Annotated in this window: 25 protein-coding genes; 19 read left to right on the top strand and 6 right to left on the bottom strand. The window is 61.3% G+C overall.

Going from position 1 to position 22506, the window contains the following annotated elements; translation table 11 throughout:
* Positions 1-45 precede the first annotated feature (45 nt).
* The gene (locus FPL11_RS03110; protein WP_144347174.1) at positions 46-267 is read left to right on the top strand and encodes a type II toxin-antitoxin system Phd/YefM family antitoxin; all 222 of its coding nucleotides are present in this window, start codon (positions 46-48) and stop codon (positions 265-267) included.
* Here FPL11_RS03110 and FPL11_RS03115 read toward each other — a convergent pair.
* From FPL11_RS03115 to FPL11_RS03130, 4 genes are all read right to left on the bottom strand, one after another.
* On the bottom strand, positions 264-1121 hold the full coding sequence (locus FPL11_RS03115) for an SDR family NAD(P)-dependent oxidoreductase (protein WP_144347175.1): 858 nt from the start codon (positions 1119-1121) through the stop codon (positions 264-266). The genes FPL11_RS03110 and FPL11_RS03115 overlap by 4 nt on opposite strands.
* Positions 1114-2328 carry a M24 family metallopeptidase gene (locus FPL11_RS03120; RefSeq protein WP_144347176.1) on the bottom strand — a complete coding sequence of 405 codons (1215 nt, stop codon included), beginning with the start codon at positions 2326-2328 and terminating at the stop codon, positions 1114-1116. Before FPL11_RS03120 ends, FPL11_RS03115 begins: the two co-directional genes overlap by 8 nt.
* A gap of 422 nt (positions 2329-2750) precedes the next feature.
* Positions 2751-4031, bottom strand: a complete 1281-nt coding sequence (locus FPL11_RS03125; protein ID WP_144347177.1) for a HipA domain-containing protein — start codon at positions 4029-4031, stop codon at positions 2751-2753.
* Between the two features lie 103 nt (positions 4032-4134).
* Positions 4135-4788, bottom strand: a complete 654-nt coding sequence (locus FPL11_RS03130) for a DUF1614 domain-containing protein (RefSeq protein WP_144347178.1) — start codon at positions 4786-4788, stop codon at positions 4135-4137.
* A 100-nt stretch (positions 4789-4888) separates the two neighbouring features.
* Between FPL11_RS03130 and FPL11_RS03135 the strand changes: the two genes are divergently transcribed.
* Positions 4889-5233 carry an FmdB family zinc ribbon protein gene (locus FPL11_RS03135; protein WP_144347180.1) on the top strand — a complete coding sequence of 115 codons (345 nt, stop codon included), beginning with the start codon at positions 4889-4891 and terminating at the stop codon, positions 5231-5233.
* A gap of 99 nt (positions 5234-5332) precedes the next feature.
* Entirely contained in the window at positions 5333-7111 is a 1779-nt protein-coding gene (gene aspS / locus FPL11_RS03140; protein ID WP_144347181.1) for an aspartate--tRNA ligase, read from the top strand.
* Here the strand turns inward: aspS and FPL11_RS03145 are convergent.
* A complete protein-coding gene (locus FPL11_RS03145; protein ID WP_159308535.1) occupies positions 7108-7653 on the bottom strand; it encodes a DUF192 domain-containing protein in 546 nt (181 codons plus the stop codon). The genes aspS and FPL11_RS03145 overlap by 4 nt on opposite strands.
* 152 nt (positions 7654-7805) lie before the next feature.
* On the opposite strand from FPL11_RS03145, the gene FPL11_RS03150 reads away from it, so the two are divergent.
* Entirely contained in the window at positions 7806-9809 is a 2004-nt protein-coding gene (locus FPL11_RS03150) for an MraY family glycosyltransferase (protein ID WP_144347185.1), read from the top strand.
* Positions 9810-9854: 45 nt separating this feature from the next.
* On the opposite strand, the gene FPL11_RS03155 is transcribed toward FPL11_RS03150, so the two are convergent.
* A complete protein-coding gene (locus FPL11_RS03155) occupies positions 9855-11183 on the bottom strand; it encodes a site-specific integrase (RefSeq protein ID WP_159308536.1) in 1329 nt (442 codons plus the stop codon).
* Positions 11184-11350: 167 nt separating this feature from the next.
* Here FPL11_RS03155 and FPL11_RS03160 point away from each other — a divergent pair, with 167 nt between their 5' ends.
* From FPL11_RS03160 to FPL11_RS03235, 15 genes are all read left to right on the top strand, one after another.
* Complete coding sequence (locus FPL11_RS03160; RefSeq protein ID WP_144347189.1) at positions 11351-11602, top strand: antitoxin; 252 nt, start codon at positions 11351-11353, stop codon at positions 11600-11602.
* A gap of 3 nt (positions 11603-11605) precedes the next feature.
* Positions 11606-12004: a PIN domain-containing protein gene (locus FPL11_RS03165; RefSeq protein ID WP_144347191.1), complete on the top strand. Its 399-nt coding sequence runs from the start codon at positions 11606-11608 to the stop codon at positions 12002-12004.
* A 142-nt stretch (positions 12005-12146) separates the two neighbouring features.
* Complete coding sequence (locus FPL11_RS03170) at positions 12147-12506, top strand: MarR family EPS-associated transcriptional regulator (RefSeq protein WP_069133716.1); 360 nt, start codon at positions 12147-12149, stop codon at positions 12504-12506.
* The gene (locus FPL11_RS03175) at positions 12503-12760 is read left to right on the top strand and encodes a nucleotidyltransferase domain-containing protein (RefSeq protein WP_144347193.1); all 258 of its coding nucleotides are present in this window, start codon (positions 12503-12505) and stop codon (positions 12758-12760) included. The genes FPL11_RS03170 and FPL11_RS03175 overlap by 4 nt, the downstream gene beginning before the upstream one ends.
* Before the next feature lie 266 nt (positions 12761-13026).
* Entirely contained in the window at positions 13027-13221 is a 195-nt protein-coding gene (locus FPL11_RS03180) for a DUF1902 domain-containing protein (protein ID WP_144347195.1), read from the top strand.
* 167 nt (positions 13222-13388) lie between these two features.
* Positions 13389-13616 (top strand): type II toxin-antitoxin system RelB family antitoxin, encoded by a 228-nt coding sequence (gene relB / locus FPL11_RS03185; protein WP_144347197.1) that lies wholly within the window; start codon positions 13389-13391, stop codon positions 13614-13616.
* Positions 13617-13843: 227 nt separating this feature from the next.
* Positions 13844-14098, top strand: a complete 255-nt coding sequence (locus FPL11_RS03195; RefSeq protein ID WP_144347199.1) for a type II toxin-antitoxin system HicA family toxin — start codon at positions 13844-13846, stop codon at positions 14096-14098.
* A 9-nt stretch (positions 14099-14107) separates the two neighbouring features.
* Positions 14108-14458 (top strand): type II toxin-antitoxin system HicB family antitoxin, encoded by a 351-nt coding sequence (locus FPL11_RS03200; RefSeq protein ID WP_144347201.1) that lies wholly within the window; start codon positions 14108-14110, stop codon positions 14456-14458.
* Positions 14459-14495: 37 nt separating this feature from the next.
* Positions 14496-14783 carry a DUF2442 domain-containing protein gene (locus FPL11_RS03205; RefSeq protein WP_144347279.1) on the top strand — a complete coding sequence of 96 codons (288 nt, stop codon included), beginning with the start codon at positions 14496-14498 and terminating at the stop codon, positions 14781-14783.
* 447 nt (positions 14784-15230) lie between these two features.
* Positions 15231-16352: a DegT/DnrJ/EryC1/StrS family aminotransferase gene (locus FPL11_RS03210; protein ID WP_144347203.1), complete on the top strand. Its 1122-nt coding sequence runs from the start codon at positions 15231-15233 to the stop codon at positions 16350-16352.
* Between the two features lie 15 nt (positions 16353-16367).
* Entirely contained in the window at positions 16368-17432 is a 1065-nt protein-coding gene (locus tag FPL11_RS03215; protein ID WP_186295082.1) for a Gfo/Idh/MocA family protein, read from the top strand.
* Positions 17433-17439: 7 nt separating this feature from the next.
* On the top strand, positions 17440-18042 hold the full coding sequence (locus FPL11_RS03220; RefSeq protein ID WP_144347205.1) for an acyltransferase: 603 nt from the start codon (positions 17440-17442) through the stop codon (positions 18040-18042).
* Positions 18043-18330: 288 nt separating this feature from the next.
* Positions 18331-19812: a lipopolysaccharide biosynthesis protein gene (locus FPL11_RS03225; protein WP_235013516.1), complete on the top strand. Its 1482-nt coding sequence runs from the start codon at positions 18331-18333 to the stop codon at positions 19810-19812.
* A 99-nt stretch (positions 19813-19911) separates the two neighbouring features.
* A complete protein-coding gene (locus FPL11_RS03230) occupies positions 19912-20463 on the top strand; it encodes an acyltransferase (RefSeq protein ID WP_144347207.1) in 552 nt (183 codons plus the stop codon).
* A 778-nt stretch (positions 20464-21241) separates the two neighbouring features.
* Positions 21242-22474 (top strand): ATP-grasp domain-containing protein, encoded by a 1233-nt coding sequence (locus tag FPL11_RS03235; protein ID WP_144347209.1) that lies wholly within the window; start codon positions 21242-21244, stop codon positions 22472-22474.
* The last annotated feature ends 32 nt before the right edge of the window (positions 22475-22506 follow it).

Raw genomic sequence — 22506 nt, forward strand, 5'->3', positions numbered from 1 at the left:
CGGCGTTTGTTTCATAAAGTTTGTGAAACAGGCAGGAGGTGAAAAATGCAGGCATCGGTTCGGGATCTGCGGCTTCGTGCGGCCGAGTTGCTGGCGGCGGTGGAGCGGGGTGAGTCCATCCAGATCACCTATCACGGTCGCCCGCGGGCAATGTTGATCGGCATGGGTGGAGAGGTTGCGGGTTCCTCTCTTGGGCGCGCGATCGATGCCGACGAAAACCCGGCCTTCGGGCTCTGGCGGGGTTGGATGGAGGTCGAGGGCGCCTAGCCGTTCACCCGGCGGATTACCGTGTCGAGGGCGCGCGTCGGCAGCAGCCGGCGTAGCGCCTTAAAGACATGGGTGGGGAGGGTGACGTGGTAGCGGGGCTTGGGGTGAACGGACTCGACCGCCAGGCGCAGCTTGCGCGCCACCGCCTCGGCCCCCAGCGTGAATGGCGGATCACCGGCGCCTTCGAGGCGTTTGATCACGGCCTGATAGCTTTGCTGGTGGACGCTTGCACTGGGATCGATCCAGCGCTCGAACTTTTCCCTTCCGGTGGCCCGGAAGTGGCTCGTGACCGGCCCGGTCTGGATCAGTACCGCCTCGATGCCGCTGCCGCCCAGTTCCTGACGCAGGGTGTCGGTCAGGCCTTCGAGGGCGTACTTCGAGGCGTTGTAGGCGCCCCGCCACGGCAGGCCGATAAAGCCGAGCACTGAGCTGTGCTGGACGATGCGGCCATGGCCTTGAGCCCGCATCGCCGGCAGCACAGTGCGAATCACCGCCTGAGCGCCGAGGACATTGGTTTCGAACTGCGCGCGCAGGGCTTCGCGGGGCAGATCCTCGACGGCCCCCGGCTGGCCGAACCCGGCGTTGTTGAAAACGGCATCAATGCGGCCGTTAGTGCGACCGAGCAGGGTATCCACCGCGCGCTGAATGCTCGCGTCATCATCCACATCCAGGCGCAGCGCATCGTCCAGGCCATCATGCTGCAGGGCCTCGACGTCCTGCGGCTGGCGTGCCGTGGCAAAGACGCGCCAGCCGTGGCGTTGCATGGCGAACGCGCAGTGCCGCCCGATGCCCGTGGAGCAACCGGTGATCAGGATGACTGGCTTTGTCTCTGCGCGTTGCGGGGTCTCAGACATGGTCCGTTCCGGTCAGTCGTAGGTCGTTGTGGGTCAGCGGCTCGCCGCCGGCTTCGGTCACCCGCACCGTGTTGCTCATCCCGATGCCCCATTGGCCGGGGATACGCAGCATCAACGGCAGATGAAAGACCATGTTGGTCTGGAACTCGCGCTCGACGCCGCGGGCTATGAACCCGGAGCCCTCCACCCATGAAGGCGGGAACTGGAGCCCGACGGTGTAACCGAACACACCCGAGAAGAACGCCCGGTCGGCGAGTGGGGCGAGGGCCGCCTCGGCCGCGGCCGCCGCGTTATCCATCGACACACCCGGGCGCATGTGCTCGATCAGGGTTGTGTGGATATCCCGGATGCCATCCGCCACCCGACGCATGTCATCGGTTACGGACCCCGCGACGCGTGTGCGCATCATTGGTGCGGTATAGCGCTGATACGCCGACCCGAACTCGATGAACACCGGGTCACCGCCCGCCACCGTGTGACGCTGGTGGTTGCAGTGGATGACGCTTGATCGCCAGCCGGCCGTGACGATCGGCTGCAGGCTCATGAACTCGCTGCCGGCGTTGATCATGGCCGCCGATCCAGCGGCGGCGAGCTGCTGGTCCGTCACGCCCGGGGCGATCAGCTGCTCGGCAGCGGCGATGCCGGCCTCGGTGATCCGGGCGCTTTCCCGCAGCAGGGCGATTTCGGCGTCGCTTTTGACGATCTTGACGGCATCGACCAGTCCCGAGGCATCGATGAGGGGCCGATCCGGGAGTGCGTCCGCGAGTCCGTCCCTGAAACCGGTGCGCAGTGCGGGTCCCCAGTTGTCCGTGCCGATGGGCCCGGAAAGCCCCAGGTCGGCGATGATGCCGGCCATCTGCTCCGCAGCGCCGTTCGCGTCTTCCCAGCGATATCCAAAGACCGCGTCCACCCGGGCGGTGGTCACGGCCGGGCCGGTCTCGATGGAGGGTACTTGCAGCACCGCTTGTCCGGGTGGGTTGCCCCCGGTCGTGAGCAGTAGTGCGGTATGCACCGAGACCTCGAGGGTGTTGTAGCCGGTGAGATAGCCGATATCCGCCGCGTCGGTGACCAGCAACCCGTCCAGGCCGGCCGCCGCCATTCGCTGTGTGACGGCCCGGCGGCGCCGATCGTACTCGGCATCATCGAATGGCCGAGTCAGTGAGCCGACGCGCTCGGCAAGCACTTCGCGATAGCGATTGAAATCCATGGATGGCCTCCTCTGGCTGGCGGATTACACAATGTGGGACTTCCCGCGATGTTCGTCCAGAACGAGGCGGTCATCCCTGTTCCCGATCCCTTGCACACTCGTCACCCATATCGTTTATACACATCCCCGATACACACTGATGGATACACATTGTGGGTGTTCAAGCCCTCCGGAAGAGGCATCCGCTTCTCGGGATCTTTGGCCTGTCCCGGATACCGGATGTGTACGGCCTTGCGCTCCAGCGCCTAAATGGCGATCAGTCGGATTAGCGATGAGTAAGGCGGCAGTCGGCGGTCGGTGGTGAGCAAGTAAGCAGGCAATCTGAGCGTTTGGGCAACCAGCAAGCGGTCGAATGGATCGCGATGGTGCCATGCCAGTGCGGCCACTTCGTGGCACTGCAGATCACCCGATTGCCGGGCGGATTACCCGATCTGTGCGGCCCTGCGCGCAAGCGTACGGGCGTTTGCCTCGCCGGCCCGTCTCAACGCGGTCTCAATATGCGGCGTCTCGGCGACGGTCGTCCAGAAAACAATCGCCGCCTCGGCTGCGGCGTGCCAGTCGGCGAATTCGGCGGGTTGTGGCATCGGTGGGTCGAAGTCCGGCGCCCGCATCTCGCCACTCGTTATTGGCGCGTAGGCCATCGGCAGCATGTCGTAGGCCGGCGTGGGCTCAAAGCGGGGACGGCCTGGCCGTTGTCCGTCAGCCGCGACGGGTCGAAAGGTCACGTTCCCCGGGTGCATGTCGGAATTGGCGATCATCCGTCCGAACCACCACTGCCGGCTCACCGCCACGCATCCCGCCGCATCCAGCCAGCCATGGCGATGCAATGCCGCAATCTGCACACGCCAGTCGTGACTGAACACACCCACCAGCGACGGATCGATCGCTGCGAGGGTCGAGACCGGACGGCGTCCGAAGGCGCCCTGTCGATCGAAGCGCTCGATCTCCAGGAAACGCCGCGACTCGGCATCAATGACCCTCGTTTGCGACGCCTTGACGCCCGCTATCCCGGCCAGCGCTCGTGCTGCGAGATGCTCGCAGTAGAGCAGATCCCGCCAGCGCTGCACCACGGCTGACCCATCGTCCGGCGCGGAGAACTTGACGATGACCGGGGTTGACGTACCGGTCTTGGAATTCATGCACAAGGCCGTGAACTTGGGAAATTCGCCACCGGCACTGGACGCGGGCAAGATGTCCGCAATCGCCCGCCTGGCGAGCGCCGGGAAATCTGTCTGTCGATTCGACACGGATATGGCCGACTTGCCCTCGGCGCGCTCCCGGTACCAGCACTCGATGGATGCCTGCCCCACCACCAGGTCTCCGGGCAGATCGGCGCCGTGCCGGCCGATGATGCGCAGGATGTCGTCGTCACTCCACAAGGCCGGTTCGGCGGGGACCGGCAGCCTGCCCTCAAGTGCCCGGGCATAACGACGCCCGATGTAGCCCTGCGGGCGCATATCGAGGATCGGATAGGGCAGGCTCTCCCACCAGCCATCGCGCTGCGCCTCGTCGATCGGCCAGCCCAGGGCCTGCAGGTCGAAATGACAGCCCTCGGGTGCGATCGGCGTAAGCAGCCCGGCGTCATGGGCCCGGCCCTCAGTATCGATCCGCATGACCGGGAGCGATGTCTCCTCGATGCCAGCGACCTGCGCCTGTAATGCCTGCGCGACCTGAGACCACTGGATGCGTGATGGACGCGCCATTCAAACCGCCGTTATGCAATCATTAATGCAATGATCTTATCGCCTAAGAACAGAGAGTTGCCACTATTCAGCGCATGGACTGCAATGGTTTGCCGAGCCGCATCTACGCCAGCAACACCGCCACCAGCCCGGTGATGAACACACCGTCAAACGTTCCCGCCCCGCCAATCGAGGCCAGGGGCGAGCCGAGGCCGCGTACGTCGCGCAGGCGCAGGGCGTCGGCGCCCAGCAGCACGCCCAGGGTGCCGCCGATGTAGGCCAGCGGGGCGCTGCTCTCAGGCGCCAGCGTGACGGCGGTCACCGCCGCGCTGATCGGCGCGATGAAGATCGGCATCCCGATCCCGACCCCACTGACAGGCCGGCTGAACGCGTAGCAGATGCCGGTCTGGATGGCGACTGCCGCCAGCACGATCCCCGGTGACAGCGGGTTGTGGTTGAGCAGATAGACCGTGAACGCCACGGGGATGATGCCGCCGCCGACATTGACTGCGATAAGCACTTTGTCTGGGTTGAGCCGACGGGCCATGGCGGTCATCCAGCGCAGCCGTTCGGCCCAGCGCGGATCGGGCTCGCGGGTGGCGTCGACCGTGAATAGCGGCAGGTTGATGCTGCTGCCGAGCAGCGAGGTGATCAGCAGCAGCATGGCGGAGCCCTGCGACAGTCCCAGCTTGTCAAAGGCGACGGTCACGACGCCGATCTGGATGAACACGAACAGCGTGGCGGCGAGAAAGATGGCAGCGATGATCTGAAGCGGCACTGACGGACTCCTGATGATCCAAAACCGGCTATCATGGCTTGCATTGGGGCAGTCGCGCCCCGACTCAATAACCATTGCACAGGTGACAGGGACCCACAGCATGCCGATCTATGAATACGTTTGCGATGACTGCCGCCACGAGCTCGAGGCACTGCAGGGCATGAACGATGCCGTGCTCACTGAATGCCCCGAGTGCGGCCATGCCGCGCTGCGGCGCAAGATTTCCGCCGCCGCCTTCCGGCTGAAGGGCAGTGGCTGGTATGAGACCGATTTTAAAAAGGACAACCAGCGCAACCTGGCCGGGGATCAGGCCGCGAGCCCCAAGTCCGAGGGGAAATCGGCCGAAGGAGGACGCAAGGATGGCGGCAAGTCGGCCGCTGCGGGCAAAGACAACGGCGCCGGCAAGGGCTCAGGTAAAGCCCCTGGGGGCAGCGCCAAAGAGTAGTTTCGCACCCTGCAACCCGGTTGGGACGGCTTGCCTGCCCTTCCCCCACCGCTTAACATTTGCTGGCTTCAATGATCCATCAATGGCGGTTTGATCCCTATGCGCACCCACTACTGCGGCGATGTCACCGAGGCCCTGCTCGATCAGGATGTAGAAATCTGCGGCTGGGTGCACCGGCGGCGGGACCACGGGGGTGTCATCTTCATTGATCTGCGCGACCGCGAGGGTCGCCTGCAGGTGGTGTTCGACCCGGATCGCGAGGAGGCCTTCGCCACCGCTGACCGCGCCCGGCCGGAGTGGGTGCTGCGAATCAGTGGCCGGGTGCGTCGCCGGCCGGAGGGGACCGCCAACGAGAACCTCGGCTCGGGCCAGGTCGAGGTGCTCGCCCATGACATAGAAGTGCTGAACACGGCCAAGACGCCGCCGTTCCAGGTCGACGAGGACGACGTTGGCGAGGACGTGCGCCTGCGTCATCGCTACATGGATCTGCGCCGCCCGGCGATGCAGCAGCACCTGATCACCCGCGCCCGGGTGACCAGCTTCATGCACCGCTTCCTCGATGGCTACGGCTTTCTCGATATCGAAACGCCCATGCTCACCCGCGCGACGCCTGAGGGCGCCCGGGACTTTCTGGTGCCAAGCCGCCTGCATGCGGGCAGTTTCTACGCGCTGCCGCAGTCGCCGCAGCTGTTCAAGCAGCTTCTGATGATGTCGGGCCTCGATCGCTACTACCAGATCGTGCGCTGCTTTCGGGACGAGGACCTGCGGGCCGACCGCCAGCCCGAGTTCACCCAGCTTGATGTCGAGGCCTCGTTCATGGACGAGGGCGAGATCACTGAGCTGATGGAGCGTATGGTTCGCGAGCTCATGCACGATGTGGCGGGCGTCGATCTCCCCGCGACCTTCCCGCGCATGACCTACGCCGAGGCCATCGAGCGTTATGGCATTGACCGGCCCGACCTGCGCATTCCCATGGATCTGGTCACGGTCAGTGATCTGCTGACCGGCGTGGATTTCAAGGTGTTCGCCGGGCCGGCCGCAGACCCGCGGGGGCGTGTCGCCGCCCTGCGCGTGCCGGGCGGGGCATCGCTCACCCGCAGGCAGATCGACGAGTACACCGAGTTCGTGGGGCGCTATGGCGCCAAAGGCCTTGCGTACATCAAGGTCAATGACCCGGCGGAAGGCGTCGATGGGCTGCAGAGCCCCATCCTCAAGTTCTTGCCTAAATCGGTGGTCACCGACCTGCTCGCACGCACCGGCGCCGGTGCCGGTGATCTGATCTTTTTTGGGGCGGATCGGGCCAAGGTGGTCAACGAGTCGTTGGCCGCGCTGCGGGTGCGGTTGGGCCACGATCTGGGGCTGCTCGAAGGCGAATGGCGGCCGCTGTGGGTGGTCGACTTTCCGATGTTCGAGTACGACGAGGATGATGGTCGCTACTACGCGCTGCATCACCCCTTCACCGCGCCGCGTACGGATTCGGTGGAGGCGTTCCAGGCCGCCGATCCCGAGGCGCTCATCTCCCGGGCCTATGATCTGGTGCTCAACGGCACCGAGCTGGGCGGCGGGTCGATCCGTATCCATCGCCCCGAAATGCAGTGGGCGGTGTTCGAGCGCTTGGGCATCGAGGCGGATGAGGCGCGCGAGAAGTTCGGCTTCCTGCTCGAGGCGCTCGAGTACGGCGCGCCGCCGCATGGGGGGATCGCCTTCGGGCTTGACCGGTTGGTCATGCTGATTGCCGGGGCGGGCTCGATCCGCGACGTCATGGCCTTTCCCAAGACGCAGACCGGCACCTGTCTGCTCACCGATGCGCCGGCGGGGGTGGATACCCAGGCGCTGGATGACCTGCACATCCGCGTGCGCCGGCCGCAGAAGGGCTAGTCGGTAAGCGTCAGCCGGGTGCCGGGTCGGATGCCGTGGCGCTCGGCGGCACCGGCCGCGAGCTCAAGGGCGGCGGCAATCGGTGCATCGATCCCATAGCCGGTGCCACCGGGGGTCATCCGCTCGACGTCAATCACGACGCCGTCGGCGTTGATATAGGCAATGTCGAGGGCGCGGCGGACGTTCTGCATGTGCCAGCCCACCCGGCGCGGCTGTGTGAAGGCGAACCAGATTGGATGATCGCGGACCACTGTCACGGGCAGGTGCTGCATCCCCTGGGCGCGCTCGTCAGGCTCATCGGCAATGCGCACGGCGAGGCGGCGGGGCGATGAACCGGTCGTTTCAGCGTCATCGGCTGCCGGTGGGGTGATCACGACCTCGCCCGTGGTCATGGACTGCCATGCGGGGGGCAGGGCAGTGGGATCTGGCGCGGTGCCGGCATCGCCGGATTCGGCCGTCCCGCCGAACAGCCAGGCATCACCCAGCAGGATCGCGCCGGCCAGTGCCAGCCCCGCAATAATCCGTGCAATCCATCGTTTCATGGGTGGCAGGCTAACCGATTCCCGGCGCCGGCGTCGCGGGGGGTGCGCCTGGCCGGCCTGACCGTTCCTTACATCGCAACACCATCCGCGGTTATACTTAGGCTGATCTGCAGGGAGCGGAGGGGTAACGGCAGGGCGGGCCGGTTTATGACATGACGGCATCAATGGCAACGGCATGGTTGGTGGCGATGGGATTGGCGGTGCTGGGCGTGGTCGCCCTGCGACCGCCCGCCGCCGCCCTTGGTCTGGTGGATAAGCCCGGCGGGCGCAAGGTACATGCCCGGGCGGTGCCGCTGATCGGCGGGGTGGCGGTGCTGCTGGCCTTCGGCCTCGCAAGCCTGCTGCTGCCCATCCCCCTGCGTGCCTACGGCGCGCTCTATGCCGGGCTGGCCGTCCTGGCGGTGAGTGGCCTCATTGACGATGCCATCGGCCTGTCGGCGCGCTGGCGTCTGTTGGCGCAACTGGTCATGGCGACGTTGGTGCTGGTCGCCGGTGGCCCGACGCTCGCCGATATCGGCCATCTGCCGGGCGTGGGTCTGGTGCAACTGGGGGCCCTGGCCGGCCCGATAACGGTTGTGGCCATTGTCGGCTTCGTCAATAGCCTGAATATGATGGACGGGGCGGACGGCCTGGCCGGTGGGGCGGCCGTGCTGATCCTGGTGGGGCTCAGCATCGCTGCGTGGCTTGCCGGCAACGTCATGGTGCCGGCCCTGGCGCTGACGCTGGCGGCGGCGGTGCTGGGGTTTCTGGTGTTCAATCTGCGGGCTCCCTGGCGGCGCCGCGCCTCGGTATTTCTGGGCGATGGCGGCAGCCTTGCGCTGGGGTTTGCGCTGATCTGGCTGGCGCTTGAGACCGCCGCGCTGCCGGGGCGGGTGATCTCGCCGATGGGGATCGCCTGGCTGCTGGCGCTGCCCGTGGTCGAGACCCTCAACCTGATCGTCCGCCGGCTCATGCGCGGGCAGAGTCCCTTTCACCCGGATCGCGAGCATCTCCACCATATCCTCCGCCGCGCCGGTTTCAGCGTGGGGCAGACCACGGCGCTCATCCTGGGGGTGATGGGCCTGATGGCGGTGGTGGGGCTTGAGGCCTCGCGACGCGGCGTGGCCGATGGCTGGCTGTGGCTGGGGTTGGTCATCTTCGGGGTCATGCATTTCGTCTTTACCGATCGGGGCTGGCGCAGCCTGCTGGCGCTGCGGCGGCTGCGGGACTGGCAGGGCACGATGCGTCGCCGGGAAGGGCTGCGCGGGGTTCCGCTGACCCCCTGGCGCCACCGTCTGGCCCTGGGTGGCTTTTACCTGTTGGTGGCCACCCTGCCATTCGCCCTGAATACCGCCCCGCTGGGGGTTGCCATGGTGGCATTGGCCGTGGTGCTGCCGGGAGCGCGGTTTGCCCGCACGGTGGCGCGTGAGTGGTGGGCCTGGGTGATGTTCGCGCTGGCCGCATGGGCGCTCTGGCGGGGCATCGGAATGGGTGGGAGCGTGGTGACACTCTGGAACGGGGTGGCGCTGAGCGGCCTCGCGGCCCTGCCACTGGGCTGGTGGCTCGCCAGTAGTCCGCGGCATGTGCTGGGCGGGGCAGGGGTGCTGATGGTCGCGCTGATTGCCAGTGCGGGTCTGCTTGGGCTCGATAACGGCTTGGGGTCGGAGGCGGCTCGAGGCCTCAACGGGCCGGCGCGCCTGATGTTGCTCGCCCTGCCGCTGCCATTGTGTCTGGGCCTGCTCATGCGCCAGATTCAGCGGGCCGACCGTGGCTGGCTACAGGCAGGGCCACTGGCGGTACTGGCGCTGATCACCGCCGCGGCACTCGTCGCTGGCGTAGTGACGGCGCCTACTCCGCTGCCGATGACCGTGGCGCAGGTGCGTGTCGAGCTGCAGTCACTGGTTCAGCTCACGGGCATCACCGGCGCAGCGCTGCTGGTGGCGCTGCTTGCCGGTCTGATTCGGCCGCTGGGATGGCTCTGGGGTGTCCGGGGCGTCCCCCAGTATGCGGTGACGTCACTGGCGGCGCTGATGGCGCTGGTGGTGGCGTCGCTCCTGATCGGGCTGCCGTGCCAGGGGGTCGAAGGGGGACTGGTGTTCAGTCTTGCCATGGCGGTGCTTTGCATGGCCGCCATTCAGGCGCGTCGATGGCAGCGCTCCAACGCCGAGCGGGACTAGGCGGCGTGGGTCGGTGGGTGCGGCGTCTATGCGGAATCTGCCCCCTCACCGAGTCATCAACGCCTCGAACGCCTCGCCATCCCGGCCCATGATGTTCGGGACGAACGGCGCGTAGACGTTGAACAGCATGGCCGAGTCGGCATGGCCTAGCAGGCGTGAGACGAACAGGGGGTTCTCACCGGCGGCCAGATGCAGCACGGCGGCGGTATGCCGGGTTTCATAAACGCGGCGCCGCTCCAGGCCCAGGTGCTTTAAGGTGGGCAACCAGAAGTCCTTCGAGACCTGGGACGGATCCAGCGGCTGGCCTTCGAAGTCGGTGAATAGCAGCCCATCGAGTGGATGCCTCGGGTTGGCGGCATCCGGGACCACCAGCCGCGGGTTGTTAGCGAAGTTACCCGGGTCATCGGGGTCCCGGCGCTGACGGGCGCGGTCCCGCACTTCCACCGCATCGGCGTTGAACTCCTCGGGCTGCTCGGGGACGCCACCACGCAACAGCGCAAGCATACTGGGTCCGTGGCGCTCGCCGACATAGGCAGCCAGGGCCTCACCGAGTCGGGGTGCGAGCTGGATGTTGCGCCGCGAGCGGCGCGTCTTGAGCATCTGCAGCATGCCATCGGTGAGGGCCACCCGGATTCGCAGGCGGTTGCGCGGCAGGTCCAGATCGCGCAGGCGCAGGCCGTTGATCTCGCCGGTGCGCAGCCCGGTATAGAAGCGCACCTCAAAGTACAGCCGCATGCGCGGGTCGACGGCGCGCAGAAAGGCATGGACCTGCTCCACGGTCAGCGGCTGGGGATCCTTGCGGTCGTCCGGCAGCCGCGGCAGGTGCTTGATCGGATTGTTGATCCCCAGCTCGCGCTCGGCGAGGTTCATGATCGCCGAGATATGCGCCATCAGGTTGGTGATGCGGCTGTTGCTGAATGCCCGTCGGCCGTTGGGCCGGGTCGCCTCGAGCAGCCCCTGGCGGAACGTGCGCAGGGCGCGCTCGTCGACCTGGTCAACCGGGTAGTCGCCCAGGAAGGGCACGATGTGACCCCGCAGATTGCGGGCGACCCGGGTGCGATAGGCGGGCTTCCAGTCGCCTTTGCACATCTCGTACCAGCTCCAGGCATAGCGGCCGAAGCGCTGCCCCGGGTCATCGCTGCGGTTTTCACGCAGCAGCCGCTCGGCGGCCTCGATCTTTTTGCTGTTGGGGAACCACTTCGCGTAGTTGAACGCCCCCGTCTCGAGCTCGGCGTTGAGGCGGCGGACGTTGCGCCGCATACGCTGACGGTTGGCCGGAGTGTCGGGCAGCCCGGTGCCTTCACGGAAGCGCTTGCCGTTGATGAACATATCGTACTGCAGGATGCCGTTGGGCCGGACCACGAATGACGCCATGTCGCCCAGCATGCGCGAGCGCCTGGCGTCGATGTTGTGAGATCCGTCGCAGTGGGTTGGGCAACAGCGGGACGAGCGCCCGGCCACTCCGGCCCATGATTGCCCGGTGTCATACTGCAGAGTAATATCTCCAACGAGAGCACGGAATTGTCTGGAGGATGCAAACGATGTCGATGTCAGCCAAATTGTTCATGAGCGGGCGGAGTCAGGCTATCCGCTGGCCGGCAAAGTTGCGCATCGACGCAACCGAGGTGCTGATTGAGCCGGTCGGCGAGGCGTATCTGATCAAGCCACGGACACCCAGCCAACGAAACCTCGGCGAATGGCTGCGCGCGTTTTATGCGGCGATGGAGCCCTTGCCTGATACCTTCCTGGCCGAACGCAGCGATGCAGTGCCACAGACCCGGGATTGGTCCTGAGGCATGCTGCGGACGCTGGACACCAATATATGCAGCTACATCCTGCGAAAACGGCCCGAGAGTGTTATTGAGCGTTTCTCAGCGCTGAGTGTTGGCGATGTATGGATTTCAGCCATGGTGGCGGCCGAGTTGCGGTTTGGGGCCGAAAAGCTTGGCTCGGGCCCGTTCAGAGCCACTGTCGAGGCATGGCTTGCTGGATTTGAAGTGCGCGCATGGCCGGTTGAGGCGTCCAGCCGTTATGCGCAGGTGCGGGATCATCTGGAAACCCGTGGCCAGCCGATCGGGAATATGGATTTGATGATCGCCAGCCACGCATTGGCGGAAGATACAGCAGTTGTCACGAATAACGCCCGGGAGTTTCATCGCGTGCCGGGGCTCGCGGTTGAAGAGTGGTTGCTCTGAGGCATCCAGCAGCTTTAGGCCTTTGACCCGAGCCTGTGACTTCGTTCACACTCTGAACCGTTGCCTCAAAAGAACGCTGAGCGCGACACGGCGGTAGCGTGCCTGACTACCCGCCTCCACCCCAGAAAAGTTAGTAAAAACAGTGACTAACAAGACCGCTTCGCTCGACGATGCGCTGTCCCTGCGGGCGCTCCAAGCGCTTGAGTCCGACCCCAATCTGAGCCAGCGCGCCCTGGCCCGCGAGCTGGGTGTGAGCCTGGGCCGGACCAACTATTGCTTGCATGCGCTGATGGACAAGGGGCTGGTCAAGCTCCAGAACTTCCAGCACAACCCGCGCAAGATGCGCTACGCCTATCTGCTCACGCCCCAGGGCATCGAGGAGAAAACCCGTATGACCTGGCGGTTTCTACGCCGCAAGGAGGCGGAGTACGAGGCGCTGCAGGCCGAGATCGCGGAGTTGCGCCGGCGCGTGGCGGCGGATGCCGGGGTGGAGGGTCGATGAGATTGACGGATCAGCAGGTCGCTGCCATACGACGGGCCGTGTCTGCGGATGATGATGCGCGTGGCGGCGATGTGGATCTGTTGGTCGTTCTGCCCGAGCCGGTTGAGCGTCCTGCAATGCTCTCGGCGCAGCTATCAGCGAAGATCAGCCGCCATCTGCACGGCCGCTCGGTTGATGTTGTGCTGTCTGCCCCGAACCTGACAACGACGCCAGTTCACGAAGTCGCCGCACAAGAAGGCGTTACGCTGTTGTGACTGATCCCGCCCAGCGTCTGACTGATGACACAGCGGATTCTGAACAGGTAAATGCCTTGATTCTAACGTTGGGCGTCCATGAGTGGGGCGATAAGGCTACGATTGAAAAATTCCTGGCCGCCAAGGGTTCAAGCTGATTGCGTCAGCGCATGGCGCGATTGCAGCGCCCCTCGGAGGAGCTGATCCGGGAAGAGCGTGACGAGCGCTGAGTGGGATGGTTGCCGCGCGTTCAGACCTTAGCGAGTGCATCAGCGAGGGCGGCAGTGATGGAGACAAGCTACATTGTTCGATCCATGTGGGACGATGATGCAGGCGTTTGGGTTGCGACCTCTGATGACGTGCCCGGCCTCGTTGCCGAGGCGGAGTCACTTGACGCTCTCTACGAAAAACTCGAAGTACTCGTCCCTGAGCTGCTCGACGTCAATGGCTTTGGTCAAGGCCAAGAGGCTTCGACGGAGTGAGCGAGTTGGTGCATTGAAGCCATCAAAAGCACGACCGGTATGAGACACCATACTCGCCAGAGTAATGCGATGAGTACGACTAAGCTGGATTATTACATTGCCCTGTGATTCTCATGGCACTGATGGTGTGAGGTATACACATATACCAGCACCCACGGGAGAAGGTTATGAGTAAGCAGACAGCCGTTCGCCTGTCGGATGAAACCTATCAGCGTCTGCAGGTGCTATCCGAGCAGACCGGACGCACGGCGACTGATTACATCCGTGAGGCGATCGAAACCCATCTGGATGATCTTGAGGACATCTATCTCGCTCAACAGGCGCTTGAGCGACTACGCCGGGGTGAGGACGAGGTGGTAAGCGCCGAGGCCTTCTGGCATGGCCTGGAGGGTTGAATATCTGCGCTCCGCGCGCAAGGCCGTGGAGAAGCTCGATCCCGCTGAGCGTCGCCGAATCCGCACATTTTTGGAGCGTCGGATCGCTACGAGCCCTGTTCGACATTGGGGCGATCAGGCACAAGCTGCTGACCTCTCCTGCAGCGGCGGTAGGGTCCCTTTTAGCACTGGCAACACCCTGACGGCAGGCTTGACTGAGGTGCCAGATTTAGGCACCATGATCAGCAATGAAGCGGAAGCAGCGACAAACGCTTGAATCAGTTTTCGCCCGACCACCGAGCGCAAATATTCAATGGCGGCAAGTCGTTTCAATGATGCAAGCGTTAGGGGCGGAAGTTACCGAGCGTCGTGGGTCAAGGGTCGCATTTATACTCAGCGGTAAGGTCAACATACAGCATCGCCCTCACCCTGGCCCCTCGCTTGATAAAGGTGCGGTCGCTGACCTGCGAGATTTCCTCGAAAGCTGCGGAATTAAGCCGTAGGAGGATGTGATGAGCACGATGAAACTGGATGATTACATCGCGCGGATTGATTATGACGAGGACCGTGAGGTCTTTCACGGCCGGATCATCAATATTCGGGATGTCGTTAATTTCTACGGCGCCACGCCTGCGGAGCTAAAACAAGAGTTTCGTAATTCGCTCGAATGCTACCTTGAAGTATGCGCCGAGCGTGGGCTGGAGCCCGCGAAGCCGTACTCCGGGCGGTTCAATATCCGGATGTCCAGCGAAGAGCATCGGCTGATCGCCCAAGCCGCTGAGCATCACGGTGAGAGCCTCAACGCCTGGGCACGGAAAACTCTAGATGATGCAGCCCGTCGTGAGCTTGACCCGGCTGGGTGAAGTTATTGAAAGACTGAGGTTAGCGCAGTGGAAAAATATGAGGCCTGGAACGGGTACTTTAGCCCTTAACGCTGACGAGCGGGTCGAATCCGTGGAGATTGACCAGGAGCACTTGACTGTCGGCTTGATGGATGGCCGGCGTATTTCGGTTCCACTTGAGTGGTATCACCGGTTAGCAAACGCTGACCCGCAGCAGCTTGAGCGCTGGGAAATTTGCGGGGCAGGTTACGGGCTGCATTGGGAAGATCTTGACGAAGACATTAGCACCGAGGGATTGCTCAGAGGTGCACCAGCCCCGCGCTATGAGCATGAAAAAATTAATTGACCAGGTCCCTGACTGCGGCCTTTGTGGCGGAAAAAAGACCCCCTTTGGGTCAAAAATTTGGGTTAGAAAAATGTTCCGCGCAACGCATGGAAACGCCCGAGTGAGCCACTTCGCGGCGATGTGACGCCGTCTTTGGGTGATTCAGGGGCGGGGGTTGCCGTCTCAACCTCGGCAACCTCCGGGAACAGGCGGGGGATGCCCCGCGGATTCGTCCATAGTGGGTTCAACGGAAACCTCCGGTCTTAGTCGGGAGTTTCACCTTCTCGAACCGAGTAACTCACCCCGCGGCACTGCTTACATAGCGCCAAACATCGCGGCAAAAGACTGTCCCTCGAACGCCCATGATGACCGCCACCATTGATCTCGCCCGGTTGCTGCGCGAGGGCTGCACAGACAAAGCAGGCCGGGAACTAGGCATCGCGCGTTTTGAGCAGAAAAACAATCGATATGTCCGCTAGCAGTATCCCGTTCATTGACCTCAAGGCCCAATTCCAGAAGCTAGAGCCACAGATCCGTGCGCGCATGGATCGGGTACTGGAGCACGGCCGATACATCCTCGGCCCAGAGGTCGAGGAGCTGGAAACCCGACTCGCCGAGTTTGTCGGGGTTGATCACTGCATTGGCGTCGCATCCGGTACCGACGCGTTGCAGATCGCACTCATGGCGTTGGAGATCGGCCCCGGAGATGAAGTCATCACCGTGCCCTACACCTGGATCTCGAGCGCCGAGACCATTGCGCTGGTCGGCGCCACGCCGGTGTTCGTGGATATCGAATCCGACACTTGGAACATGGATCCGGCGAAGCTCGAGGCAGCGATCACGGAGAATACCCGGGCCATCATGCCCGTGGGTATTTATGGTCAGCCGAGCGACATGACGGCGATCAACGCGATCGCTGAGCGATATGAGTTGCCCGTGATCGAGGATGCCGCGCAGAGCCTGGGCGGGACGCACGGTGGCAAGCGCTCGGGTGGACTGGGGACGATCGGCTGCACATCCTTTTTCCCGAGCAAGCCGCTGGGCTGTTACGGGGACGGCGGTGCGGTTTTTACCGACGATCCCGCGCTGGCACAGGCTGTCCGCCAGATCCGTAACCACGGGCAGGCTAAAAAGCACCACCATCCGGTGCTCGGCATCAACGGCCGCCTCGATACCCTGCAGGCAGCGATCCTCCTCGCAAAGCTCGAGGTGTTCGAGGATGAGATCATTCAGCGTCAGTCCGTCGCGGCCGGCTATGGACGGACACTGGCCGATGCGCCGATCAAACGCCCGGTGGTCGGTGAGGGGAACACATCGGTCTGGGCCCAGTATACGATTCTCTCGCCGGATCGCGACGGCCTGCGCGAGCGGCTGCAGGCGCAGGGTATTCCTTCGGTCAGCTACTACGCCGTCCCAATGCACCAGCAGCCAGTCTTCGCATCGCTTGGCTATCAGGTTGGCGATTTCCCCGAGACCGAGCGCGTCTCTGCACAGTGCCTCAGTTTGCCCATGAGTGTGGGGCTCTCGGAAGCCGTCATCGAGGAGATCGGTCGTATCTGCACCGGTCAGCGCGCCGATCAACCCAGCTAAGCCTGCAGGAGTTACATGATTCACCACGAACCTGAACCGATTACCGGCCGCCGTATCCGCGTGGGGCTAGTTGGCTGCGGCCGTATCGCCAATAAGCACATTGAGGCGCTTGAGAAGCATTCGGAGAACCTCGAGCTTGTCGCGGTCTGCGATACCGATCCCGACGCGCGACGCGATGCTGAGGCTCAGACCGGTGCGTCGGCCTACGCGAGCTACCCAGCGCTACTGGAGCGCAGCGACATCGATGCCGTAATCCTCTGCACCTCCAGCGGTCTTCATCCGCCACAGGCCATCGCCGCCGCAAAGGCTTGCAAGCATGTCATCACCGAAAAGCCCATGGCGACGCGCTGGGCCGATGGCAAGCGCATGGTAGAAGCCTGTGATGACGCCGGTGTGCGGCTCTTTGTGGTCAAACAGAACAGGCGCAATGCGACGCTCCAGCTCCTGAAGCAGGCCGTGGAGCAAAAGCGCTTCGGGCGTATCCACATGGTCAACCTCAACGTCTTCTGGGCCCGCCCGCAGGAATACTACGACTCCGCCCGCTGGCGGGGCACCTGGGAGTTCGACGGCGGCGCTTTCATGAACCAGGCCAGCCACTACGTGGACCTGCTGGACTGGCTGATCGGCCCGGTGGAGAGCGTGCAGGCCTACACCGGCACCCTGGCCCGGGATATTGAGGTGGAGGACTCCGGCGTCCTCAACGTGCGCTGGCGCAACGGTGCCCTGGGCAGCATGGCTGTGACCATGCTTACTTACCCCAAGAATTTGGAAGGCTCCATCACCATCCTGGGGGAAAAGGGCACCGTTCGCGTCGGTGGGGTGGCCGTCAACGAGATCCAGCACTGGGAGTTCGACGACCACCGGCCCGAGGATCACAGCATCCGCGATGCCAACTACGAGACCACCTCCGTCTACGGCTTCGGCCACCCGGCCTATTACGAGAACGTCATCGCCACCCTGCGCGGCGAGGCTGAGCCGGATACCGACGGCCGGGAGGGGCTGAAGTCCCTGGAAGTCCTCATCGCCACCTACCTCTCCGCCCGTGACGGTCGCCAGATAGCGCTGCCGCTGGAGTACTAGGAGCCCCATGGCCGACTACAAGGTCCATGAAACCGCCATCGTTGACGACGGCGCCACCATCGGCACCGGCAGCCGGATCTGGCACTGGGTCCATATCTGCGGTGGTGCCCGTATCGGGGAGAACTGCTCTTTCGGCCAGAACTGCTTCGTGGGCAACCGCGTGGTCATCGGCAACAACGTCAAGGTGCAGAACAACGTCTCCGTCTACGACGACGTGATCCTGGAGGACAACGTTTTCTGCGGCCCGAGCATGGTCTTCACCAACGTCTATAACCCCCGCTCGGCCATCCCACGCAAGGACGAATACCGGCCCACCCACGTCAAGCAGGGCGTGTCCATCGGCGCCAACGCCACCATCGTTTGTGGGGTTACCCTGGGTGAGTACTGTTTCATTGGCGCGGGTGCGGTGATCACAAAAGACGTCAAACCCTATGCGCTCATGGCCGGCGTGCCGGCCAAGCACCTCGGCTGGATGAGCCGGTACGGGGAACAAATCCCCTTGCCTCTAAACGGCGAGGGTGAGCATCGCTGCCTCTACATGGGTGACTGCTATCGGCTGGAAGGTGGCGAAATGCGGCTGGTTGAAGCTGGTAGCCTCCCGGCGAAATAAGCGGGAGAGAGAATCCTGCTCTTCGTCGATCTCAATGCGTAGTGCACCCATGTCTGCCCGGCTGCCAAGTTTCATTTCCGAAGCGATATTGACCACCGCAAGTGCATCCTACGCACCAACACTGTACGTCGATGGGGACGATCTAAAAAATCGATGCGATACAGATTGAGGCGGCTAGCGACTACTCAGCCTTTCTATGCAGTCCAATCTTGCTGAAAGTGACCAAGCAAGGGGCTGTCAAGTGCTGCATGCAACCCTGGCTTAGTAGTCTCTCGACCCACTCTTCTATTGACCGTCTTCCCGGCGGCCATGAATAGGCTAGGCAACGCGGCCCGGCGTTTGCTCCCGAAGAACCGTTTCATCCGGAGCGTCTCGATCCTGGCCGGTGGCACGGCTGCGGGGCAGATCATCGTCGTCGCTGCTTCGCCGGTACTAACGCGGCTGTACAGCCCGGAAGACTTCGGGCTGCTGGCAGTTTTTGCGTCCCTCCTAGGAATTCTGGGAGTGGTCGCAAGCCTCCGCTTCGAGCTTGCCATACCTTTGCCAGAGAGCGACGATGAAGCTGCCAGCCTCACCGTACTCAGCCTTCTGGTTGTTGTGGGGATGGCCCTCCTCGCAACGGCAATAGTCATACCTTGGCGGGCGCCCATTGCAGCGGCCGTGAACGCGCCCCTTCTGGAGGACTATATTTGGCTGCTCCCGTTGGGGCTTTTCCTGATGGGTGTCTACCAGGTCTTTAACTACTGGGCGATTCGAACCAAGTCCTATCCGGCAATCGCCAGAACAAAGCTGACACAGGCTGTCAGTATGATTGCGGTGCAGATCGGCGGATATGCGTTGGGGCCAGTGTCGTTGTTGTTGGGGCGAGCGTTTGGCCAGGCTGCTGGAACTAGCACACTCGGGTCACTCGCGTTTGTCAGCCGGCGCGAAGCGTTCAGGAAAGTAACCCTATCGGGTGTCTACAAAGCCGCGGCACGTTACTGCAATTTCCCTTTGTATTCCTCATGGGCCGGCCTATTGAATGCAGGTGGAAGCCAGATTCCTCCGATTCTGTTTTCCGCCTTTTATAGCGCCGGCGCTGCTGGCCTTTACATTCTGGCCCATCGAGTAATTGCCATGCCGATGACTCTTGTAGGGTCGGCGATCGCCGATGTCTTCATGCCCAACGCCATCGATGCAGTGCGGGAAGCCCGACTGAGAGACTCCGTCGCCTCCCTGCAAAGACAATTGGCGTGGATCGCATTACCTCCTGCGGCATTGCTCTTTGTCGCGGCCCCAGAGGCCTTTCGAGTTGCATTCGGTGCCGATTGGGAACAAGCCGGCTACATGATTAGGTGGCTGACCCCAATGCTCGTTCTGCAATTTGTCGTATCACCGTTATCACGCATCTTTGTGGTATTGCAAAGGCAGCGATTAAGTCTTCTTTTGCAAGCAAATCTGTTTCTGCTCAGACTGGGGTGCTTTGTTCTTATTTGGTTTTTCTCGCCCGATCTCCTTGACGCAGTTATATGGTTTGGTCTGGTAAGCAGCTTGGGGTATTTTGCTTATTTTTCTGCAATCGCATCATTAACTCAAAACACTCTTAGTTTGTTTTTAAAAAATTGGGCTCAATGCCTTCCATGGATTGTTGTCGTGGTCTCGCCTTTATTGATTGTCTCTTATTCCGGTGGCTCGGGTGCGATCTGGGAGAAGGCCGTTGCTCTGATAGTATCAGCGAGTGGGATAGCTATTTTCTATGACAGAACGCTAATCAGAAGAAATCGTGAATAAAAATCAATTAGCCACTGCTGGAAATTAAGCCGAAAACCAATATAACCATAACATGAGTCAGTCCTACTAACGTTATTTGCTGCCCTGAATTATCGCACGATGAACAACAGACGTATTAAATTACCTCGTTTCTTAGTTAAAGAAATAATCAAAAGGGTCTTGACGCGTGTAAAATATATCGGATTGAAAAATACGCTTACCTATTTTTTCTTCCAGCGCATATTACGCATAAACTCCCATGTGGAATGGCCGGTTCATTGGGCGTCAATCGTAAGTTCACCAGATAGAATCCAACGCGGCTCCTTTCGTCCATATCCAGGATACATGCCTGGGCAGTATATCCAAGCAGTCAACGGTGTTGTCATAGGTCGTAATGTCCGGCTAGGGCCCGGTGTAAAGATAATATCTGCAGATCACGACGTAAATGACTTTCAGGTTCATTTAGTGAATAGCCCGATCTATATAGGAGATAACTGCTGGCTGGGGGCTGATAGTGTTATTCTACCAGGTGTAAAGCTAGGCAATCATGTGGTCGTGGCAGCGGGCGCTGTTGTTACGAAAAGCTTTGGCGAAAATGTTCTGGTCGGCGGGATCCCTGCAAGAGTTATAAAACGAATCGGAGCTTATCAAGGGAAAGTGGATTACATTTGAAGACCGATTGTTCATCGAGTCTTGCAGGCTAGATCTTTTTGACAGCTTTAGATTAGTTTGCTCCGGTCCAAGCACTCAAAAATAATTGGTTATTGGCGGGCCTGTTGAGTGAGATCTCGCCATAGGAAGACTCAATTAGGAATGTTTTTTAATTCGAAAAAATCTGAAGCGAGCTGGCTAGATAAAAATTTTCTAAGGTGTCGATTATTTTTTTTCAGTCGAATCGACGCTGTAAGGTATGAGACCCCTTATGAGCCGGTAGGTTTCGGTGTTGAGCGGTACAGCATGTACGAGATCGTTCAATATAGAGATTACATTAAGTGGGTGCCAGAGAGCTTAGTCCAAGCCAACGAAAAAAATTTTTCTCTCGATGCATATTTTCTTATTGATCAGGGAAGTGGGCTTCCTGTGGGAGCGGCGTCTGCTTTGAGGGTTCGCGACCGATCTTTCTGGTATGACAATATTCCGATGCGCCCAGATGAGGTCAGACTTGTTGGGTTGAAAATTTTACCGAACTACCGGGGGCGGGGCCTTGGCAGGTTCCTACAAAGGCAGTTCTTTTACGATGTCACTAGGTTTGAGGGCGTGCAGTGGATTTCTGCCATTGTGGAAGACCACAGACTTCCGTCTATTCGGTCGCAAGCGGGGGTGTTTCACCACACGACGCATAATTGGTTAATTAAGATGTTTGGGAGGAATTTAGTTTCCATTATAACGGGCGGAATGCACAAAGGGATTTGGTATGTTGGCCCTAACCGTGGGAGTCGATGGAGAAACGATGTCTAGTCAGCCGGAGGCGTGGGTATTCAATTGTGATTACAATGGCTTGTCAGTGATCCAATCCCTCGGACGAGCTGGAGTGGTTGTGCGCGCGCTAGACGCACATCGGGCAATTGGTACGCGCAGCAGGTACGCGCGCTATTCTTCGGTCCCGGACCCGCTGGTTGACGAGGATGGTTTTATTAAAGCGCTGTGGCGGCTGCGGGAGGCGGTAGATTCTAACCCCATCTTGGTTCCGACTAATGATCACTGGGCGGAAGCTATTGCGCGTCACCGTGCAGTGTTGTCGGAAGGATTTGAGTGCTGCGTCTGTCAGTATGAGACGGTTTCATTGGTATTGGACAAGGAGCGTTTCGGGTACTGGGGCAAGTCTGTGGGCTTACCTGTGCCGCAGGTATGGCAATTGGAAGAAGCAAGGGGGGATGCAGAGATTCCCTTTCCGATAGGTGTCAAACCGAATGTGCGGCGGTCGGCTGGGCAGGGTTCATTCAATGCTCGGGCCGCGGACCAACTGCGGTTCCGCCGATGTGTGAATCGTCCTGAGCTGGACGCTGTTCTCTGCGAGGCGGAGCAAGCCGATGTACATGTGTTCCTGCAGGAAATTATCGAGGGACGGTCGGACGCAATGCGGACGATTGGTGTTTACGCGGTAGAAGGCCGTCTATTAGGGATAGTATACGGAAAAAAAAAGCGCGGTTTTCCGCCGGGTTCTGGCGATTGCGTAGTAGGTGTGGCTGAGGAACCCCCTAAGTGGGCGATTGATTTGGCGGAAAAAAGCTGTGCTGCCCTACATTACACCGGGATTGCGGAGCTCGAAGTTATGCAAGATTCAGTCTCAATGCATAATTTTTTAATTGAGATTAATCCAAGAAGCTGGAGTTGGATTGGGGTTTCGCAACCTGCCGGGAGTAACTTGCCATTGCTCGCCTACAACAATCTTGCTTTCGGGCAGGAGCCAGCCGGGCTGCAGGTCGGCTGCCGGGATGGGGAGCCGGTGTATTACGCAAAGCTTTTGGGAGATCTACAGAACACGCTTCTATGGTATCGGTTCAGTGATTCTAAGGATTGGGTGCTTAATTTCCGCGGGTGGTGGGGTACATTCGCCGGCAAGCGTGGTGTTTTTGCCGAGTTCGCTCAAGATGATTTGCCTGTAGCCATTTTTTCAGTGGTCCAAGCGGCTAAACAATTCATTCGTCGCGCCCGGCGGGTTCTTGGTGGTGAGCGGTTTTGAGGTTTTTAAGGGCTCTTTTAGAAAACCTTGCG

The organism is Spiribacter aquaticus, assembly GCF_007625215.1.
Taxonomy (GTDB): Bacteria; Pseudomonadota; Gammaproteobacteria; order Nitrococcales; family Nitrococcaceae; genus Spiribacter; species Spiribacter roseus.

Coding starts and splice junctions, on each gene's coding strand:
- FPL11_RS03110 (WP_144347174.1), top strand. CDS start 46: ATGCAGGCATCGGTTCGGGATCTGCGGCTTCGTGCGGCCGAGTTGCTG.
- FPL11_RS03115 (WP_144347175.1), bottom strand. CDS start 1,121: ATGTCTGAGACCCCGCAACGCGCAGAGACAAAGCCAGTCATCCTGATC.
- FPL11_RS03120 (WP_144347176.1), bottom strand. CDS start 2,328: ATGGATTTCAATCGCTATCGCGAAGTGCTTGCCGAGCGCGTCGGCTCA.
- FPL11_RS03125 (WP_144347177.1), bottom strand. CDS start 4,031: ATGGCGCGTCCATCACGCATCCAGTGGTCTCAGGTCGCGCAGGCATTA.
- FPL11_RS03135 (WP_144347180.1), top strand. CDS start 4,889: ATGCCGATCTATGAATACGTTTGCGATGACTGCCGCCACGAGCTCGAG.
- aspS (WP_144347181.1), top strand. CDS start 5,333: ATGCGCACCCACTACTGCGGCGATGTCACCGAGGCCCTGCTCGATCAG.
- FPL11_RS03145 (WP_159308535.1), bottom strand. CDS start 7,653: ATGAAACGATGGATTGCACGGATTATTGCGGGGCTGGCACTGGCCGGC.
- FPL11_RS03150 (WP_144347185.1), top strand. CDS start 7,806: ATGACGGCATCAATGGCAACGGCATGGTTGGTGGCGATGGGATTGGCG.
- FPL11_RS03155 (WP_159308536.1), bottom strand. CDS start 11,183: ATGGCGTCATTCGTGGTCCGGCCCAACGGCATCCTGCAGTACGATATG.
- FPL11_RS03160 (WP_144347189.1), top strand. CDS start 11,351: ATGTCGATGTCAGCCAAATTGTTCATGAGCGGGCGGAGTCAGGCTATC.
- FPL11_RS03165 (WP_144347191.1), top strand. CDS start 11,606: ATGCTGCGGACGCTGGACACCAATATATGCAGCTACATCCTGCGAAAA.
- FPL11_RS03175 (WP_144347193.1), top strand. CDS start 12,503: ATGAGATTGACGGATCAGCAGGTCGCTGCCATACGACGGGCCGTGTCT.
- FPL11_RS03180 (WP_144347195.1), top strand. CDS start 13,027: ATGGAGACAAGCTACATTGTTCGATCCATGTGGGACGATGATGCAGGC.
- relB (WP_144347197.1), top strand. CDS start 13,389: ATGAGTAAGCAGACAGCCGTTCGCCTGTCGGATGAAACCTATCAGCGT.
- FPL11_RS03195 (WP_144347199.1), top strand. CDS start 13,844: ATGAAGCGGAAGCAGCGACAAACGCTTGAATCAGTTTTCGCCCGACCA.
- FPL11_RS03200 (WP_144347201.1), top strand. CDS start 14,108: ATGAGCACGATGAAACTGGATGATTACATCGCGCGGATTGATTATGAC.
- FPL11_RS03205 (WP_144347279.1), top strand. CDS start 14,496: ATGAGGCCTGGAACGGGTACTTTAGCCCTTAACGCTGACGAGCGGGTC.
- FPL11_RS03210 (WP_144347203.1), top strand. CDS start 15,231: ATGTCCGCTAGCAGTATCCCGTTCATTGACCTCAAGGCCCAATTCCAG.
- FPL11_RS03215 (WP_186295082.1), top strand. CDS start 16,368: ATGATTCACCACGAACCTGAACCGATTACCGGCCGCCGTATCCGCGTG.
- FPL11_RS03220 (WP_144347205.1), top strand. CDS start 17,440: ATGGCCGACTACAAGGTCCATGAAACCGCCATCGTTGACGACGGCGCC.
- FPL11_RS03230 (WP_144347207.1), top strand. CDS start 19,912: ATGAACAACAGACGTATTAAATTACCTCGTTTCTTAGTTAAAGAAATA.
- FPL11_RS03235 (WP_144347209.1), top strand. CDS start 21,242: ATGTCTAGTCAGCCGGAGGCGTGGGTATTCAATTGTGATTACAATGGC.